Raw genomic sequence first — 15,110 nt, 5'->3', positions numbered from 1 at the left:
CAAAGGATATAGCCCTCATGGGCGATGCGGTAAAAGATTTTTCGGCTCGCAGCGCGGGAGAGTTTCCGCATTCAATCCACTTCATGCTCTGCCATCGGATGCTGGAATCGATACCACATGTGAAACCAGCCCGCCGTCACTGACCTCATGCACGAGGAAGGACGGAGCGTCGATCACCGGAAGATCGGTCCGGCCTTCCAGCAGAAGCGGATTGGGCGGACAGAGGGTGCCGCAGGTCTGGACAGGGATTATTCCCAGCCGACCGAATGCAGGTCGGTGAACATGGCCGCAGAGAATTGCCAGCGGCAGCCTGTGGATTGTCTCCAGGGTGCTGAGAAGGGCACTGCCGTTCCTGCATCCGACCCGGTCCAGCGCCTCGATGCCGATCGCGAATGGCGGCTGATGCATGAACAGAAGAGCAGGGGTCGTCACGTCCGCAAGCGCGCTCATCAGCCACGGCAGATGCGGCAGGACGTCGCCGTGGCTCTGACCGGCGACGGTCACATCGACACCGAAGAGGGCCAGCCCATCGACGGCTACCCGGAAATGCATCGGTCCCGTCGCTTTGATCCAGGTGTCGACGGCGGCAAATTCGGAGCGCATCAATTGCACATCGTCACCGTTGCCCGGCAACAGGTAGACGGGGAAATCCAGCAACCGCAGGCTTTCGGCGACCAGGCGATAGCCTTGCCGCCATTCGTCGTCCACCAGATCTCCAGTGACAACAAGCACATCCGGGCGGAACGACCTCAGCCAGCCTATCGCCCACTCCAGCGTCCGGAGCGACGAAAGGTCCGGCCCCGCATGGATATCGGATATCTGCGCAATGAGCATGTTGTGCCTCTCAGTTCTGCCGAAGAGAGTATGCCGAAGCCGACAGCAACGGGCCACCGGCTCTGCTGTTCAATCGACGCGTTTTCCCTCGCCGTCGAACACATGCAGATATTGAGCCGGGAAGGTCACATTGACCTTCGGACCGGCCTTTAGCGCGTCGCGGTTCAGCGTAAAGATCTTGAATGGCAGACCATGGAGCGCGAGGTGCATGATGATGCCGAAGCCAGTCGGTTCGACGAGTTCCACATCCGCGGCAAGCCCAGCCCCGCCGTCACTCATCAGCACATGCTCCGGCCGGATGCCGAGCGTCACCTTTGCGCCGTCTGGAAGCGGCAAAGGCTTTGCAAGCGGCAGGATCGTGCCGTCCTTCAGCCTCGCGCCGCCGGCATCATAGGTGGCCTCGAGGAAATTCATCCCCGGCGAGCCGATGAAGCCGGCAACAAAGAGATTGGCGGGGCGGTCGTAGAGTTCCAGGGGACTGCCGACCTGCTGGACCACCCCGCCATGCATGGCGACGATCCGGTCCGCCAGCGTCATTGCCTCGATCTGGTCGTGGGTCACGTAGATCGAGGTCGCCTTCAGGTCGCCATGCAGTTTCTTGATTTCGGCGCGCATCTGCTCGCGCAGGCGCGCATCGAGGTTGGACAGCGGTTCGTCAAACAGAAAGGCCTTCGGCTGGCGCACGATGGCGCGACCCATGGCGACGCGCTGGCGCTGGCCGCCCGAAAGCGCCTTCGGCCTGCGTTCGAGCAGCGGATCGAGGCCGAGCTTGGCGGCAGCCGCAGCCACCGCGCTTGCAATCTTCTCCTTTGCCACCTTCCGGAGCCTCAGGCTGTAGCTCATATTGCCGGCGACGTTCATATGCGGGTAGAGCGCATAGGACTGGAACACCATGGCGATGTCACGGTCCTTAGGATGCAGCTCGTTCACCCTATTGCCGGCGATGCGAATCTCGCCTGATGTGACCTCCTCCAGCCCGGCGATCATCCGCAGCAGCGTGGACTTGCCGCAGCCGGACGGGCCAACGAGCACGACGAATTCGCCGTCCCGGATTTCGAGGTCGACGCCGTGCAGCACCTGCACATGACCATAGGCTTTGCGGATATTCCGGATATCGATCGATGCCATTTGATTAACCCTTGACCGCGCCGGCCGTCAGGCCCTGGACGAGATAGCGCTGGATGAGCAGGAAGAAGAGGCCGGCCGGAATGAGCGCCATGACGCCCGCCGCCATCATCTGCCCGAAATCCACCGAGAATTTCGAAACGAAGGTGAGAAGGCCGACGGGGAAGGTCGCCGCATCATTGCCGTTGATCAGCATCAGCGCGAAGAGCAGCTCGCTCCAGGCGGCCGTGAAAACGAAGCCGAGGGTGGCGGCGATTCCCGGCAGGGTCAGCGGCAGGATGATCTGGCGAAACGCCGTGAACTGCGTCGCCCCGTCGATCTTCGCCGCCTCTTCGAGATCCCTCGGAATGCCGTCGAAGAAGGACTGCATCAGGAAGGTGGCGAAAGGCACGTTGAAGGCGGTGTAGACGATGACGAGCCCGGTCAGGCTGTTGGTCAGATGTAAGGGCGACAGGATCTTGAAGATCGGCGCCACCAGCATGACCAGCGGGAACATCTGGGTCAGCAGCATCAGGGCGATGATCCCGTATTTTGCCCGGAAATTGAAGCGCGACAGCGCGTAGCCGGACAGCGAGGCGCAGATCGTCACGGTGACGGCCGTCGAGGCCGAGACGATCAGGCTGTTCTTGAAGAAGGTCGGAAAGGCGCTGTGCCGCAGCACGAAGGCATAATGATCCCATGTCGTGCGCGACGGCCACATGCGCACGCCCTCGCTATAGAGCAGGTCGTTCGGCGTCACCGACACCTTGAGCAGCCAGAACAGCGGAAAGAGCGCGAAGGCGATGTAGCAAAGGATCGCCAGACGGTGTGCGATGGTGGGAATGACGGATCGTCTCATGATCTCAATCCTTGTTCAGCAGCGTCTGCCGGAGCAGGATGATCAGCATCGAATAGGCAAGCAGCAGTACCAGCAGCACCAGCGCGATCGCCGAGGCATAACCGAAATCGAGCCGCCTGAAGGCTGTCGTGAAGATATAGCTGGCGACGATCTGCGTCCGGTCGGCCGGTCCGCCACTGGTCATGACGACGATGAGATCGGCGAAATTGGAAATCCACACGGTGCGCAGTAGCACGGTGATGGCGATTGTCGGCGCCAGAAACGGCAGGGTGATCGAACGGAAACGCTGGAACCAGCCGGCGCCGTCGATCGACGCCGCCTCGTAGAGATCGCGCGGGATCGCCTGCAAGGCGGCAAGCAGCGTGATCGCGAAAAACGGAATGCCCCACCAGACATTGGCGACTATCGGCCCCCACATCGCATAGTTGGGATCGGAGAGGATATTGCCCGGCTCATGCATCAGCCCGAGGGCGAAGAGCCAGTGCGGGATCGGCCCGATGACGGGATTGAACAGCCAGGCCCAGTTGAGCCCGGCAAGAAAGGAAGGCACGGCCCAAGGCAGGAAGACCAGAGCCTGCGCGATTGCACGGCCCTTGAACGGCTTGTCGAGCAGCAGCGCCAGGATCAGCCCGAAGACGAATTGCAGGACGACGGAGGCGCCTGTCCACCAGAGCGTGTTCCGCAGCGCGCCATAGAAGGCGGCGTCGCCGGCAAGCTCGCGGAAATGATCGAGCCCAATGAAGCCGCCGGAAAACGGATTGAGCAGCTGGATATCGCGGAAGGCGTAGGAAATCCCAACCGTCAGCGGCACCAGCATGATCGCAATGATCAGGATCAGCGACGGCGCGCTGTAGAGATAGGGCTCCGAAGCATCGGCAACGCGACGCAGCCATGGCCTGCGGTCGCGGCGCATGTCGAGCGTATCGGCGGATATGGTCATCGGTCTGCAATTTCCATTGTCTTACCCGGTTGGGAATTTGTGGTGCTTTTGAATGGAGAGACCGGAGCCCCCTCATCCGCCTGCCGGCACCTTCTCCCCGCTGGGGAGAAGGGAATATGCCGCAACGTTTCCGTTCCCTTCTCGCCTCGGGGAGAAGGTGGCCCGCAGGGTCGGATGAGGGGGCTTCTGGCTCAAAGCCCTCTTATTTCTTGGCAAGAAACTTCTGCTGCGCCTTAGTGAGGTATTCCGCCCACTGGTTGGCCAGATCCTTTGCCGAGATATCGCCAAGCAATGCCTGCTGCGAGGTCTTGATCGCCAGCGAATCCTTGAAGAAGGCGAATTCCTCGAGGTAGGTCGGCATGACGGTTGGAACCGTGTTCGGGTCCGCCAGTTCCTCGAACCAACCCTTGAACTGGTCACCGGCATAGAAGGGGTCCTTCTCGGCCGCCGTATAGGCCGGCAGCGCGCCGATGCGCTTGTTCCACTCGATATTGCCTTCCGGCCCTTCGAGGGTGGCGATCAGCTTCCAGGAGAGATCCTTGTTGCCGCTTGTCGTGAACATCGACCAACCGCCATAGCCGATCGTCGGGAAGGACTTGCCGTCAGGACCCTTCGGCAACGGCATGACGCCGAAATCATCCTTGTTCATGCGTTCGGCGATGGCGATCAGCGCATCCGGATCCTGGTCGAGGAAAGCGCAGGTGCCGGAATAGAAGCCGGCGACGACTTCGTTGAAGCCCCAGTTGACGCTATCCTTCGGCGCATAGCCCTTCTTGTAGAGATCGACCATCCATTCGATGCCCTTGGCCCAGCCGGGACTGTTCATCGTCGAGGTGCCGTCATCGTTGAAGTACTTGTTCGAGCCGGCCATCGAGGCCGCAAAGATCATCCAGCCGTTGAGGCCGCCCGGTCCGCCGCGCATGCAGTAGCCGTATTTGCCGGACAGTTTGGAAACCTTTTCCGAAGCGGCAGTAAATTCTTCCATGGTCTTCGGCGGCGCGGCGACGCCGGCTTCGGAAAGCAGCTTCTTGTTGTAGAACATCGCCCTGAGATAGAAGCCGTAGGGCAGCATATAGGCGGTATTCTTGACGTCGCGGCCGAGTTCGAGCGCGCGCGGCGTCAGCTCCTTGGTGTGTTCCCACTTTTCGAGGTAGGGCTCCAGGCTCTCGAGCATGCCGTTATTGGCATAGAGCGACAGCCAGGTATCGGGCATTTCCATCACATCGGGCACGTCGCCGGCCGACACCATGGTCGCGAACTTCTGGAAGGCTTCGTTCCAGGGCAGCGAGATGATGTCGACCTTGGTGCCGGGATTGGCGGCTTCGAATTTGCCGACGATCGATTTCAGCGTTTCGGTGCGCTCCGGGCTGGTGATGACTTCGACAAGCTTGAGCGTCGTATCGGCAAAGGCCGTTCCCGCCATCATCGAAGCAAAGAGCGTCGAGATTATTAGTTTTTTCATGGCTCAGTTCCCCCTTATTAGGTTTCTCTCGGGTTTCAGGATTGTGAGGCGGCGGCGAGCGCCTCCTCGATGTCTCTCCACAGAGCCTCGGTTCCTTCGAGGCCGACATGGAGACGTACGGATCGCGCATGGATGCCGAAGGCATGTGCGGAATTCGGCTGTGCCTTCTGCTGGAGCACCACCTCGCCCGGTACGATCAGGCTTTCATGTCCACCCCAGCTTACGCCCAGTTTGAAGAGCTTGAGGCGATCGGCGAAGGTGCGGATATCGACGCCGTCGCGGAAGATGAAGGAAAACAGGCCCGAGGTGCCGTTGAGGCCGGCGGGCAGGCGGTTGGCGAGCCCCGGGTGGCAGACCGTCTCCACGACGTCGAGTTTCTGCAGGCGCCTGGCGATTTCAAGCGCCGATGTCTCGTGGGCTCGCATGCGCAGCGGCAGCGTGCGCAACCCGCGGATCAGCAGCCAGGCGTCGAACGGCGAAAGCTTGCCGCCGAGATAGGGATAGGCCTCGGCCTTGACCCGCGCAATTATCGCCTTCGAGCCGGCGATGATGCCCGCCACCACATCGCTGTGGCCGCCGAGATATTTCGAGGCCGAATGGATGACGAGATCGACGCCGAGCGTCAGCGGCCGCTGGAAGAATGGGCTCGCCCAGCTGTTGTCGATCATCGAGACGACGCCCTGTTGTCGGGCGAGTGCTGCGAGCGCGCCGACGTCATGCGCCTCCATCACCCAGCTCGTCGGGCTTTCCATATAGAAGAGTTTGGCGCCGGGCAGCGCCTTGGCGACCGCCTCCTCGTCGCGCCCGTCGACATAGGTCACCTCGATCTTCATCCGCTTCAGGATGGTGCCGAACAGGCGAAAGGCATCGGGATAGAGGTGCTTGACCGCGACGATGCGGTCGCCCGGCTCGACGAAGCTTAAGACCGCCGACGAGATCGCCGCCATGCCGCTGGCAAAACCCAACGCATCCTCGGCACCTTCAAGCCTGGCCAGCATTTCCTCGAAGGCGCGTACCGTCGGGTTCAGGCCGCGCGTATAGATCGGCCGCACCTTCTCGCCGCGATAAGAGGCGATCATGTCGTCGTAATCGGAAAAGGTGAAAAGCGAAGTCTGGAAAATCGGCGGCACGACGGCGTCAGCGAAGTTGCTCTCGTCGTGAGCCGTGATGAGGGAAGCAAGATCGAACGGTTCAGAGCCGCTGCTCATTTGGACATTTCCTTGATGTCTTCCTCGACGATATCGAGAATTTTCAATGTTTCGGCGCGCGCCGCCTCGGGGTCCCCGGCAGTGATCGCGTCGAAAAGGGTGCGGTGAAAGGGAAAGGACCGACGCGCGAAATCCTGCCGGTCGAACGGATGCTCCCAGAAGCGCTCGAAGGTCTCGCGCATTTGTTCGAGAAGCTGGCGAAACAGCGGATTGTGGGTGGCGTCGTAGACGGCGAGATGGAAGGCCAGATCCTCCGGCCCGGAGGTGCCCTTCTCCAAGTGCACTCGTTCCATCGCGTCCAGCTTTTCCTCGATGACGACGAGATCCGTGCTCGTGCGCCGCCGGGCCGCAACCATGCCCGCCTCGCATTCGATGCCGCGGCGAACCTCCAGCGTCTGCAGCAGCGCGTCGCGCAAATGGACCGTGTCGAGCGACAGCGGCATGTGGATCGTCGCCCTGGAAACCGGCTTCAGCAGATAGGTGCCGCTGCCCTTGCGCGTCTCGATGACGCCGAGCGCCTGGAAGTGGCGGATCGCTTCGCGAATGGTCGAGCGGCCGACGGCAAGGGCCGCCATCAGCTCGCGCTCGGCCGGCAGCCGGTCTCCCGCCTTCAACCTGGCTTCCTCGACATAGTCCGCCAGCGCATCGGTCACCTGACGCGCGCGGTCCATGACCGGAAGCGGCCGGATCACCGGCCTGTCGCTGCGATTTGCCTTCATGGCTCCCCATTTTTCTTCTCAGGCAGTCAGAGCTTGAAATTGGTCTGACATCTTAGCATTTCTCAAAGTGGGGAAAGCGTCAAGGGGTGTTTGTTGGCAACGAACTCGCGTTGGTTCAGCCAACATGCATGGTGGCAAGCCCGTTCTCCGTTCTTATTGGGAGGTTGCGGGTGTCATTGTGCATTCGTATCGATGTGTGGGTTGGGCGCCGGGCCAAAAAGCGGCTTAGCTGGACATCACGCGGAACGCTACCATCCTATCAATTGCCAATTTCTACGCCCTTTGACCGAGAATCGGCATCCGAATCCCAGATTTGACAGACGCAACGGTGCGTTCACGGCGACGTATCGTCGAGTGAACTTTTAGTCGGATCGATGACAGGTGAACTATGCAGTCTTGCGGAAAGCATAGGCTTGGTGTCCCGTTCCGTCACCCATTTTGAATTGTCCAATCAGCTCGCGTAGCGTGACGGTCTCGTTCGCCAGCGACGTGGAGGCGGCACTCGCCTCCTCGACCATCGCAGCATTCTGTTGGGTCGTCTGATCGAGGCTGTTAACTGCCGTGTTTATCTCAGCGAGACCCGTCGACTGCTCGCGCGACGATACTGCGATCGCTTCGACGTGTTGGTTCATTGCTACCACGAGCTCACCGATCTGCTTCAAGGCACTGCCGGTTTTCGAGACCAGCTCGACACCTGTTGCCACCTCTCCGCTCGATGTTTGAATGAGTGATTTGATTTCCTTTGCCGCTTTAGCTGAGCGCTGCGCCAGCTCGCGTACCTCCTGGGCAACGACCGCGAAGCCCTTGCCAGCTTCGCCCGCGCGTGCAGCTTCAACACCTGCGTTCAACGCGAGGAGGTTCGTCTGAAAGGCGATTTCGTCAATGACACCGATAATGGTCGATATCTCGTTGGAAGATTGCTCGATGCGGCTCATTGCTTCGACTGCTTGTGTGACAATCTGGCCGGACGTCGCTGCGCTAGCGTTGGCCTCAGCGGCAACCTTCCGGGCTTCTTCGGCGCGTTTGGAAGATGAGGCGACGTTTGCTGTGATTTCGTCTAGCGCGGCCGCCGTTTGTTCCAAAGCCGCCGCCTGCTGCTCGGTGCGTTTTGCGAGGTCGTTCGCACTGTTGGCGATCTCGTTCGATCCGCTGTCGATACCCACTGTCGAGCCGGCCACTTTGGTCAGTGTTCGACAGAGCTGGGCCACTGCACTGTTGAAGTCGCTCCTTAGCGCCTCAAAATCAGCATCGAATGGCTCGCTGATCTGGATTGTGAGATCGCCATCAGCCAGCTTCTTCAAATTTCCGGCCAATCCGTTCGTAGCCTGGGCCATCGCCACCGCTCGCGCACGGTCAATTTCCTCACGTCTCTGGCGTTCACCTTCTGAAAGGGCGCGACTTACCTCAATCTCCTGATCAGCTTTGATCTTGGCCAATGCCGTCTGCCTGAAAACTTCGACCGCCCCGGCCATCGAGCCGATTTCGTCCGTTCGGCTGGCATAAGGAATGATTGCCGCTGTGTCGCCTGCAGCAAGCCCGATCATCGAACCCGTAATCGCGTTGATTGGACGGGCGATCTGCGAGGCGACGTAGACAATCGCGCCAGCGACGATCGCCAAGACTGACGCAATAAGACCCCAGGTGCTCCAGAGGATCGTACTATAAGTTAGTTCGCTGCTCTCGTATGAGGCATCCGAACCCTTGACGTTGATGTAAAGCAGCTCGCTAGCGTCCTTGTCGGCTTCTTGGATAATGGGCTCCATATCATTGTAGAAAATGACCTTCGCCGCATCGTTGTCGTTCTTACGAGATTTCTCGAGCATCGGCTCTGCTGCATTCGCGTAGTCGGTTGCGCCTTTTGCGATCTGTTCCAGTACTTCTTTCTCGCGAGGCGATGATATCAACGCGTTATAGGCTTCGATCGCTTTTGCCAGTTCCTCTCTCTGTGCGGTAACCTGCCTTTCAGCCGCCGCGATCGCTTCGTCACTGAGGGACATGATATGATTGGCATATGTGAACTTCATCTTCTGAAGTTGGAGTTGAATGTTCCTGACAACGGAAACGCTTGGCAGCCAATTCCTGGCAATGGCAGTAGTGTCCTCATTTACCGCTCGCACGCTACTCAGCGAGAACATTGCGAAGCCGAGAAAGATGGACGCAAAGGTCAGATTGATGACGATCAGGGCGGTTCGGACGGTAGGCCTGCGCATGTATTCACTCCTTGGAACGATGTCAGGCCAGGTCACAAACTTGGCTCTTGGTAAGTATTGTATGAATTTTAGGGATTTCTGTTTAATTAAACGTCAAACCCGCAGTTAGTGTGCTTGACTTTGGCACTCGCCAAAAGGCGGTATTAATGCGCGTGTCTAGCAATCTGCCGAAGGCCATTCGGCCAGCAAAGCTGGACGGATTATGCGCAGCCGATTGACCCGAGTTGAGTATTCCTCGAGCCAGTCACCGGAACGTGGCCATCATCGCCTCTGGGCTACTGGCGGTGGCACCCGAAACCTTCAAGGACAAAGCACTCAGGCTTTCCCAAAGGGCCAACAAACTTCGGATCATCGGGCTCGGTGCGGAGATCGGGATGGCACGGCATGCCGACCTTTGATCTTCTGTCGCGTACGCTCGCCTGCGTCCATGACGCGTATAACGACAACGCCAACCGCAGGGTTTGGGGCCTTCATCACGGTGCTGACCGAGGTCGAGCGGCACAGACAATAGATCGCCCTCGTCCGCCCCTTCAGAATCCCCTGATCCGGGACGCGATCCAGCGCACGAAGAGCGAGGCAGATGGGCTGAGCCGTTCGAAACTGCGCGCAACGAGCCAGTAGGCGCCGTGAGGAATGGCAAGATCGAAGAGGCGAAGCAGCCGGCCTGCTTTGATCTCCTCCTCGGCGAAGATCTCGTCCATCAGCGCTACGCCCTGCCCGCGCAGGACAGCCTGCATCACCAGGCCGCCATCGGCATAGATCGGCCCCCGCGCCGTCTCCGGCATGGCGACATCAGCCGTCTGGAACCATCTCGACCACACGTCCCGATTTTCCTCATGCAGCAGCGTGTGGCGCAGAATGTCCTCCGGCCGCTTGATCGCCGGCCCCATCTTAAGCAGCGCAGGCGCTGCGACCGCTATCATTCTGACATCGGCGAGATGCCTGCTCTCGGTTCTCGGCCAGACGGTGGCGACCGCGCTGTGGCGGATGGCGATGTCGGCCTGGCCACTGCGGAACTCGACGAGGTGTGGATCGGAGTCGATCGTTACCTCGATCTCGGGATGCCGCTCGCGAAACTCCGGCAGGCGGGGAACGAGCCAGCATGCCGCGAAGGAAGGTTCCGCGCTGATCGTCACCGCGGCAGCCGTCGACCGGCCGCGGATCTCCTCCAGGCATTCATCGATCCGGTCGAAGGATAACGTCAGGATCGCCAGCAGCCTGGCCCCGGAAGTGGTGAGATGGACGCTGCGATGGCGGCGCTCGAAGAGCGCTTCGCCCAGCGACGTCTCCAGCTCGCGGATCTGCCGGCTGACCGCTGCCTGCGAGATGAACAGCTCCTGCGCCGCCAGCGTGAAGCTTTCGAGGCGGCCGGCGACCTCGAAACTCCGCAAAGCCGTCAATGGCAGGCGCCCGCGTTTCATCCATAACCTCAAGTCATTCGAGGGAACGATAAGCTCGTTTGAAGGCGCCAGGCAAGAGGCGGCATATGACGCGAAGGAGAGATATCGATGCGCAGGCGGATATTCGAGATCATATTGAACGTCATCCGACTGGTGACGTTTCAGCCATGCCTGAGTGAAAGCGCCGGGCGAAGTGACAATGGCGACAGCACCCCTGTCGCCGTGACATCAGACCGGCACCGGCTCCAGATCGACAAGCGCCTTGATCGGCAGGTGGTCGGAGGCGATGCGCGCCAGTGGCGTGTCATGCGCTTCCACCTCCGAAATGATCCCCTTGCGGTTGGCGATGATCCGGTCGAGCGCCAGAAGCGGCAGGCCGGCGGGGAAACTCGGGACGGCGGCCGGCAGCTCGCCGAAGGCGGATTGGAAGGTGTTGAGCGAAGAGCGGTCGCCGAGCCGCCATTCGTTGAGGTCGCCAAGCAGGATGGTCGGCATCTCGTGCCTGTCGTTGATCAGTTCGACCAGCGTGCGGGCCTGCTGGGCTCTGCTGTGGCGCAGCAATCCGAAATGCGCGGCGATGATGCGCAGCACCCCTTGCTCGAGTTCGATTTCGGCAACCAGCGCCCCGCGCGGCTCCAGCCCCGGCAGCTTGACCTGATGCACGTCATGCACCAGCCCTTTCTTGAAGAGCACGACATTGCCGTGCCAGCCATGCGCTTTCGCCATGCCGGCAATCGGCACCGGGATCAGTCCGGTCTCCCGCTCCAGCCGGCCGAGATCGAGAATGCCCGTGCGTTCGCCGAAGCGCGTATCGGCCTCCTGCAGCGCGATCACGTCGGCGCCGATTTCATGGATCACCCGGCTGGTGCGCTCCGGATCGAAGCGGCGGTCGGTGCCGATGCACTTGTGTACGTTGTAGGAGGCGATCAGCGTTCCCGCGCTGCGCGGCCTTGCCTCGGTATAGGCTGCGTCGAGCCGCTTTTTCCTGCTCCTGATCGAGGCGAGAATGCTGGCGGGAAGGCTATCTTTTCTGGCGTGCATCGGCAGGCGCACTTGTTCCGTTGATCGAAAAGGCTTGTCTCAGCAGTATAGGCAGGCAAGCCGGACTTGCCACGTCCGATCAACAAAAAATCCGTCAGAGATAGGGCGACCCCAGCCATAGCATCTTTTCGATCAGCCGCACCGCGAAGGGTCGCGCCTGCAGCCCCTCAAGCGTCACCGGCGCTGCCGTTTTCAAGGTTTCCTCGATGTGCTCGTCGATCTCGGCGGCGAAGCCCTCGTTCAGCACTTCGAGATCGACCTCGAAATTCAGCCGCAGCGAACGCGGGTCGAGATTGGAAGAGCCGACATAGGCCCAGGTGCCGTCGATCGTCAGCAGCTTCGAATGGCTGAAGTTGCCGGTGGAGCGCCAGATGCGGCAATAATTCTTGAGGATCTGGTCGAATTGCGCCGTCATCGCCCGGTCGACCAGGACGAGGTTGTTGACCGCAGGCACGACGATATCAACTTCGACGCCGCGCCGCGCTGCCGTCACCAGCGCGCTGATGAGTTCGCGGTCCGGCAGGAAATAGGGCGACATGATGCGGATCGATTGGCGCGCCACGGAAAAAGCGCCCATCAGCATCTTATGGTTGGTCTCGACGCTGCGGTCCGGGCCGGAGGCGACGACACGCATCAGTATGGGATCACCGGGGCTGCGCTCTGGCGGTTCGATGCGCCACGGCTCGTCGTTCAACAACTCCTGCGTCGAGAAGCGCCAGTCTTCGGCGGCGAGGTCGAAGAGGTCGGCCACGACAGGGCCCGTGACGCTGAAATGCGTGTCGTGGGCAAAGTTTTCGCCTGTCGCCTCCTCGCTGAATCCCGCCCTGATGTTCATCCCGCCTGTCAGCGCAATTTTCCCGTCGACGATCAGGATCTTACGGTGGGTGCGCAGATTGGCATAAGGCAGCCGCAAGCCCATGATGACGTTGCCGTTGAAGACGGCAACGGTGACGCCGCTCTCCCTGAGATGGCCGAGAATGCTCGGCACCGAATAACGCGCCCCGACCGCGTCGATCAGGACCCGGACCTCCACACCACGCCTGACCGCGGCAATCAGCGCATCAGCGATGCGAAGGCCAGCCGCATCGCGGTCGAAAATATAGGTTTCGAGCAGGATGCTGCGCGTCGCCTCGTCGATGGCGGTCTTCATCGCGGCATAGGCCTCGTCGCCGGTCTCCAGCACGTCGATCGTATTGCCTGTCGTCAGCGGATTGCGAGTCACCCGGTCGCCCAGCGTCTGCAGCGCGGCAAAACGGCGGCCGAACTGGCTGATCACCGTCTCGGCCTCGGCATCAAATGTCTCCAGTTCGTCGAATTCGGCCGCAAGCAGCAGCGCGTCGCGGCGGACGCTCAACGATTTGCGGCGGATGCGGTTGATGCCGGCAATCGCGTAAAGCACCGCGCCGATGATCGGAGACAGAATGATGACGCCGACCCAGCCGATCGCGGCACGCACCTCCTCCTTGGTCATGGCGGCATGGATCGCCGCCGCGGCCCCCATGGCGATCGAAACGACAAAGAGGATATGCGGCCAGTAGGTTGATAGGAGATAGAACATCGCTGGCGAATATAGCCGCGAAACCGCGACGTTCAATCACACTGCCGCTCTCCCATGAGGCGAAATTTTTCACCGTGACCATTTTGCCAGCCCGGGGACCGATCGTGAAAAGTTCCTGAATAGGCCCGCAACGAAAGCGCGCCGCCCATTCCCGAACGGGAACAATCCCGGCACAGATCGATTGACCCCAAGGAAATGAGGATCGCCATCATGAACATAGCCGCAAACGTCGGTCCCGCCTTGGCGCTCGAAGTCGCGGACGCTGACAGCATTGCCGAACTCCGGCATCAGGCCGAAGATTGCACCCGTTGTGATCTCTACAGGAATGCCACGCAAATCGTCTTCGGCGAAGGTTCTGGAAAAGCCGAGATCGTCCTCATCGGCGAGCAGCCGGGCGATCAGGAGGATCTGACCGGCAGGCCCTTTGTCGGCCCCGCCGGCCGGCTGCTCGATCGCTGCCTCGAAGAGGCAGGTCTCGATCGTCAACGCTGTTATGTCACCAATGCGGTCAAGCACTTCAAGTTCACGCCACGCGGCAAACGGCGGCTGCATTCGAAACCGAATGCCGGCGAGATCAGGCGGTGCGCCTGGTGGCTCGGCGCAGAGATCAATATCCTGCAGCCGAAGCTCGTCGTGACGCTCGGCGCAAGCGCTCTTTATGCGCTGCTCGGCCCGAAAGCAAAGCTGACGCCGGAGCGCGGCCATATCCTGCATCCGGCAAACCGCCCGCCTGTTCTGGTCACCATCCACCCCTCCTATCTCTTGCGCATCCGCGACGAGGAAGAGCAGCACCGGCAGCGCCGGGAGTTCGTGTCAGATCTGCACAAGGCGGCGGCATTTCGGCCCTCATGAGTGCCGATTCTCAACCCTAATATGCTGCGATGCGAAATATTTCCGGTTGCGGCGCGATTTCGCTTGAAACAGCGCCCCTCCTCTGGAACCATCTCAGCAGTATCGCGTTCGAACGACGGCATCATGTGACTGGAGATCAGCGATGGCAGAAACTCGGGAAGAGTGGATCAAAAAACGTGCATACACCCTCTGGGAAGAAGAGGGATATCCGATAGGGCGAGATTCCATTCATTGGGAACAGGCACGAGGCGAGCGCGAAGCGCTTGAGGGCTCTGCTGCGTCTTCCAATGGTAAGGAAGCCAATCCCAAAGCGAAACGCAGCGTGACGGGCAGCAAGACGAACGGCGTCGTGACACCGGCAGCGAAGCGGACTGCGAGCCGCAAGACGGCGTCCTGAACATTGGAATACCGAGCATCTCGATTAAAAGGGCGTCGTCGCGACGCCCTTTGATCCCTGTTTGTCATATCCCTGAATTAGTTGTGCTTTATGGAATTTGAGAGGTGGGCTTCCATGCGGGGGTGAACAGAGGCCGGATGACGCTGCAAGCTTTGAGGCTTCCAAATAAAGTTGTTCCCTCGCCCGATAATCGGGAACAAGAACATCCAATGGCTGTTTATGGCGAAACCGGGGAAGTTGCCATGAACGACGGTCGTATCGAAATCCTTTCCCTCCCGCTCTGCGCAGCCAGCGGCTGCGCTTCGACCACGATCGTGTGAGGGATGGAGATGTCGCTCCTCATCATCGCCGCGCTGCTCTATCTCGGTCTCGCGCTTGGGTTCATTCTTGTCGTCGACAATCTCGTTGGGCTGGTTTTCCGCGATCCGCGCGCGCCGGTGCAGCGGCCCTCCTTCGACATCGGCCGCGCCTTCGCCGCATCGCAAAAACTCTATCGAAAATAACAGCCCGCAGGCGCCGTCCGCAG

Annotated in this window: 15 protein-coding genes; 4 read left to right on the top strand and 11 right to left on the bottom strand. The window is 60.4% G+C overall.

Going from position 1 to position 15,110, the window contains the following annotated elements:
• Positions 1–81 precede the first annotated feature (81 nt).
• From HFO99_RS07570 to HFO99_RS07520, 11 genes are all read right to left on the bottom strand, one after another.
• Positions 82–834 (bottom strand): metallophosphoesterase, encoded by a 753-nt coding sequence (locus HFO99_RS07570; RefSeq protein ID WP_222360311.1) that lies wholly within the window; start codon positions 832–834, stop codon positions 82–84.
• Between the two features lie 69 nt (positions 835–903).
• Positions 904–1,962: an ABC transporter ATP-binding protein gene (locus HFO99_RS07565; protein WP_222360309.1), complete on the bottom strand. Its 1,059-nt coding sequence runs from the start codon at positions 1,960–1,962 to the stop codon at positions 904–906.
• Between the two features lie 4 nt (positions 1,963–1,966).
• Positions 1,967–2,797 carry a carbohydrate ABC transporter permease gene (locus tag HFO99_RS07560; protein ID WP_222333652.1) on the bottom strand — a complete coding sequence of 277 codons (831 nt, stop codon included), beginning with the start codon at positions 2,795–2,797 and terminating at the stop codon, positions 1,967–1,969.
• 4 nt (positions 2,798–2,801) lie between these two features.
• Positions 2,802–3,737 carry a carbohydrate ABC transporter permease gene (locus HFO99_RS07555; RefSeq protein WP_222360308.1) on the bottom strand — a complete coding sequence of 312 codons (936 nt, stop codon included), beginning with the start codon at positions 3,735–3,737 and terminating at the stop codon, positions 2,802–2,804.
• A 202-nt stretch (positions 3,738–3,939) separates the two neighbouring features.
• Positions 3,940–5,199 (bottom strand): ABC transporter substrate-binding protein, encoded by a 1,260-nt coding sequence (locus HFO99_RS07550; protein WP_222360306.1) that lies wholly within the window; start codon positions 5,197–5,199, stop codon positions 3,940–3,942.
• Positions 5,200–5,234: 35 nt separating this feature from the next.
• Positions 5,235–6,407: a PLP-dependent transferase gene (locus tag HFO99_RS07545; RefSeq protein ID WP_222360304.1), complete on the bottom strand. Its 1,173-nt coding sequence runs from the start codon at positions 6,405–6,407 to the stop codon at positions 5,235–5,237.
• The gene (locus HFO99_RS07540) at positions 6,404–7,126 is read right to left on the bottom strand and encodes a FadR/GntR family transcriptional regulator (RefSeq protein ID WP_222360302.1); all 723 of its coding nucleotides are present in this window, start codon (positions 7,124–7,126) and stop codon (positions 6,404–6,406) included. The genes HFO99_RS07545 and HFO99_RS07540 overlap by 4 nt, the downstream gene beginning before the upstream one ends.
• A 386-nt stretch (positions 7,127–7,512) precedes the next feature.
• A complete protein-coding gene (locus HFO99_RS07535) occupies positions 7,513–9,336 on the bottom strand; it encodes a methyl-accepting chemotaxis protein (protein WP_222360300.1) in 1,824 nt (607 codons plus the stop codon).
• Between the two features lie 530 nt (positions 9,337–9,866).
• Positions 9,867–10,757 (bottom strand): LysR substrate-binding domain-containing protein, encoded by an 891-nt coding sequence (locus tag HFO99_RS07530; protein WP_222360298.1) that lies wholly within the window; start codon positions 10,755–10,757, stop codon positions 9,867–9,869.
• A gap of 207 nt (positions 10,758–10,964) precedes the next feature.
• The gene (locus HFO99_RS07525; RefSeq protein ID WP_222360296.1) at positions 10,965–11,777 is read right to left on the bottom strand and encodes an endonuclease/exonuclease/phosphatase family protein; all 813 of its coding nucleotides are present in this window, start codon (positions 11,775–11,777) and stop codon (positions 10,965–10,967) included.
• 94 nt (positions 11,778–11,871) lie between these two features.
• Positions 11,872–13,335, bottom strand: a complete 1,464-nt coding sequence (locus tag HFO99_RS07520; protein WP_222333975.1) for a phospholipase D-like domain-containing protein — start codon at positions 13,333–13,335, stop codon at positions 11,872–11,874.
• A gap of 210 nt (positions 13,336–13,545) precedes the next feature.
• Here HFO99_RS07520 and HFO99_RS07515 point away from each other — a divergent pair, with 210 nt between their 5' ends.
• The 4 genes from HFO99_RS07515 to HFO99_RS07500 all read left to right on the top strand — a co-directional run bounded on the left by HFO99_RS07515 (position 13,546) and on the right by HFO99_RS07500 (position 15,087).
• Positions 13,546–14,187, top strand: coding sequence for a UdgX family uracil-DNA binding protein (locus tag HFO99_RS07515; RefSeq protein WP_164575722.1), 642 nt, complete (start codon positions 13,546–13,548; stop codon positions 14,185–14,187).
• Between the two features lie 142 nt (positions 14,188–14,329).
• Positions 14,330–14,584 carry a DUF2934 domain-containing protein gene (locus HFO99_RS07510; RefSeq protein ID WP_222333659.1) on the top strand — a complete coding sequence of 85 codons (255 nt, stop codon included), beginning with the start codon at positions 14,330–14,332 and terminating at the stop codon, positions 14,582–14,584.
• A gap of 137 nt (positions 14,585–14,721) precedes the next feature.
• A complete protein-coding gene (locus tag HFO99_RS07505) occupies positions 14,722–14,904 on the top strand; it encodes a hypothetical protein (RefSeq protein WP_222333660.1) in 183 nt (60 codons plus the stop codon).
• A 9-nt stretch (positions 14,905–14,913) separates the two neighbouring features.
• Entirely contained in the window at positions 14,914–15,087 is a 174-nt protein-coding gene (locus HFO99_RS07500) for a hypothetical protein (protein ID WP_017968332.1), read from the top strand.
• The last annotated feature ends 23 nt before the right edge of the window (positions 15,088–15,110 follow it).

This window comes from Rhizobium leguminosarum, from assembly GCF_019798305.1.
Lineage (GTDB): Bacteria > Pseudomonadota > Alphaproteobacteria > Rhizobiales > Rhizobiaceae > Rhizobium > Rhizobium leguminosarum_U.
The sequence above is the reverse complement of the archived record's forward strand: the minus strand, read 5'-3'. Positions and strand labels throughout refer to the sequence as shown.

Excerpts from the sequence above, each read along its gene's own strand:
- HFO99_RS07530 (WP_222360298.1), bottom strand. The coding sequence starts at position 10,757 with ATGAAACGCGGGCGCCTGCCATTGACGGCTTTGCGGAGTTTCGAGGTC.
- HFO99_RS07555 (WP_222360308.1), bottom strand. The coding sequence starts at position 3,737 with ATGACCATATCCGCCGATACGCTCGACATGCGCCGCGACCGCAGGCCA.
- HFO99_RS07520 (WP_222333975.1), bottom strand. The coding sequence starts at position 13,335 with ATGTTCTATCTCCTATCAACCTACTGGCCGCATATCCTCTTTGTCGTT.
- HFO99_RS07550 (WP_222360306.1), bottom strand. The coding sequence starts at position 5,199 with ATGAAAAAACTAATAATCTCGACGCTCTTTGCTTCGATGATGGCGGGA.
- HFO99_RS07545 (WP_222360304.1), bottom strand. The coding sequence starts at position 6,407 with ATGAGCAGCGGCTCTGAACCGTTCGATCTTGCTTCCCTCATCACGGCT.
- HFO99_RS07500 (WP_017968332.1), top strand. The coding sequence starts at position 14,914 with ATGTCGCTCCTCATCATCGCCGCGCTGCTCTATCTCGGTCTCGCGCTT.
- HFO99_RS07515 (WP_164575722.1), top strand. The coding sequence starts at position 13,546 with ATGAACATAGCCGCAAACGTCGGTCCCGCCTTGGCGCTCGAAGTCGCG.
- HFO99_RS07510 (WP_222333659.1), top strand. The coding sequence starts at position 14,330 with ATGGCAGAAACTCGGGAAGAGTGGATCAAAAAACGTGCATACACCCTC.
- HFO99_RS07525 (WP_222360296.1), bottom strand. The coding sequence starts at position 11,777 with ATGCACGCCAGAAAAGATAGCCTTCCCGCCAGCATTCTCGCCTCGATC.
- HFO99_RS07565 (WP_222360309.1), bottom strand. The coding sequence starts at position 1,962 with ATGGCATCGATCGATATCCGGAATATCCGCAAAGCCTATGGTCATGTG.
- HFO99_RS07570 (WP_222360311.1), bottom strand. The coding sequence starts at position 834 with ATGCTCATTGCGCAGATATCCGATATCCATGCGGGGCCGGACCTTTCG.
- HFO99_RS07540 (WP_222360302.1), bottom strand. The coding sequence starts at position 7,126 with ATGAAGGCAAATCGCAGCGACAGGCCGGTGATCCGGCCGCTTCCGGTC.
- HFO99_RS07560 (WP_222333652.1), bottom strand. The coding sequence starts at position 2,797 with ATGAGACGATCCGTCATTCCCACCATCGCACACCGTCTGGCGATCCTT.
- HFO99_RS07535 (WP_222360300.1), bottom strand. The coding sequence starts at position 9,336 with ATGCGCAGGCCTACCGTCCGAACCGCCCTGATCGTCATCAATCTGACC.
- HFO99_RS07505 (WP_222333660.1), top strand. The coding sequence starts at position 14,722 with ATGACGCTGCAAGCTTTGAGGCTTCCAAATAAAGTTGTTCCCTCGCCC.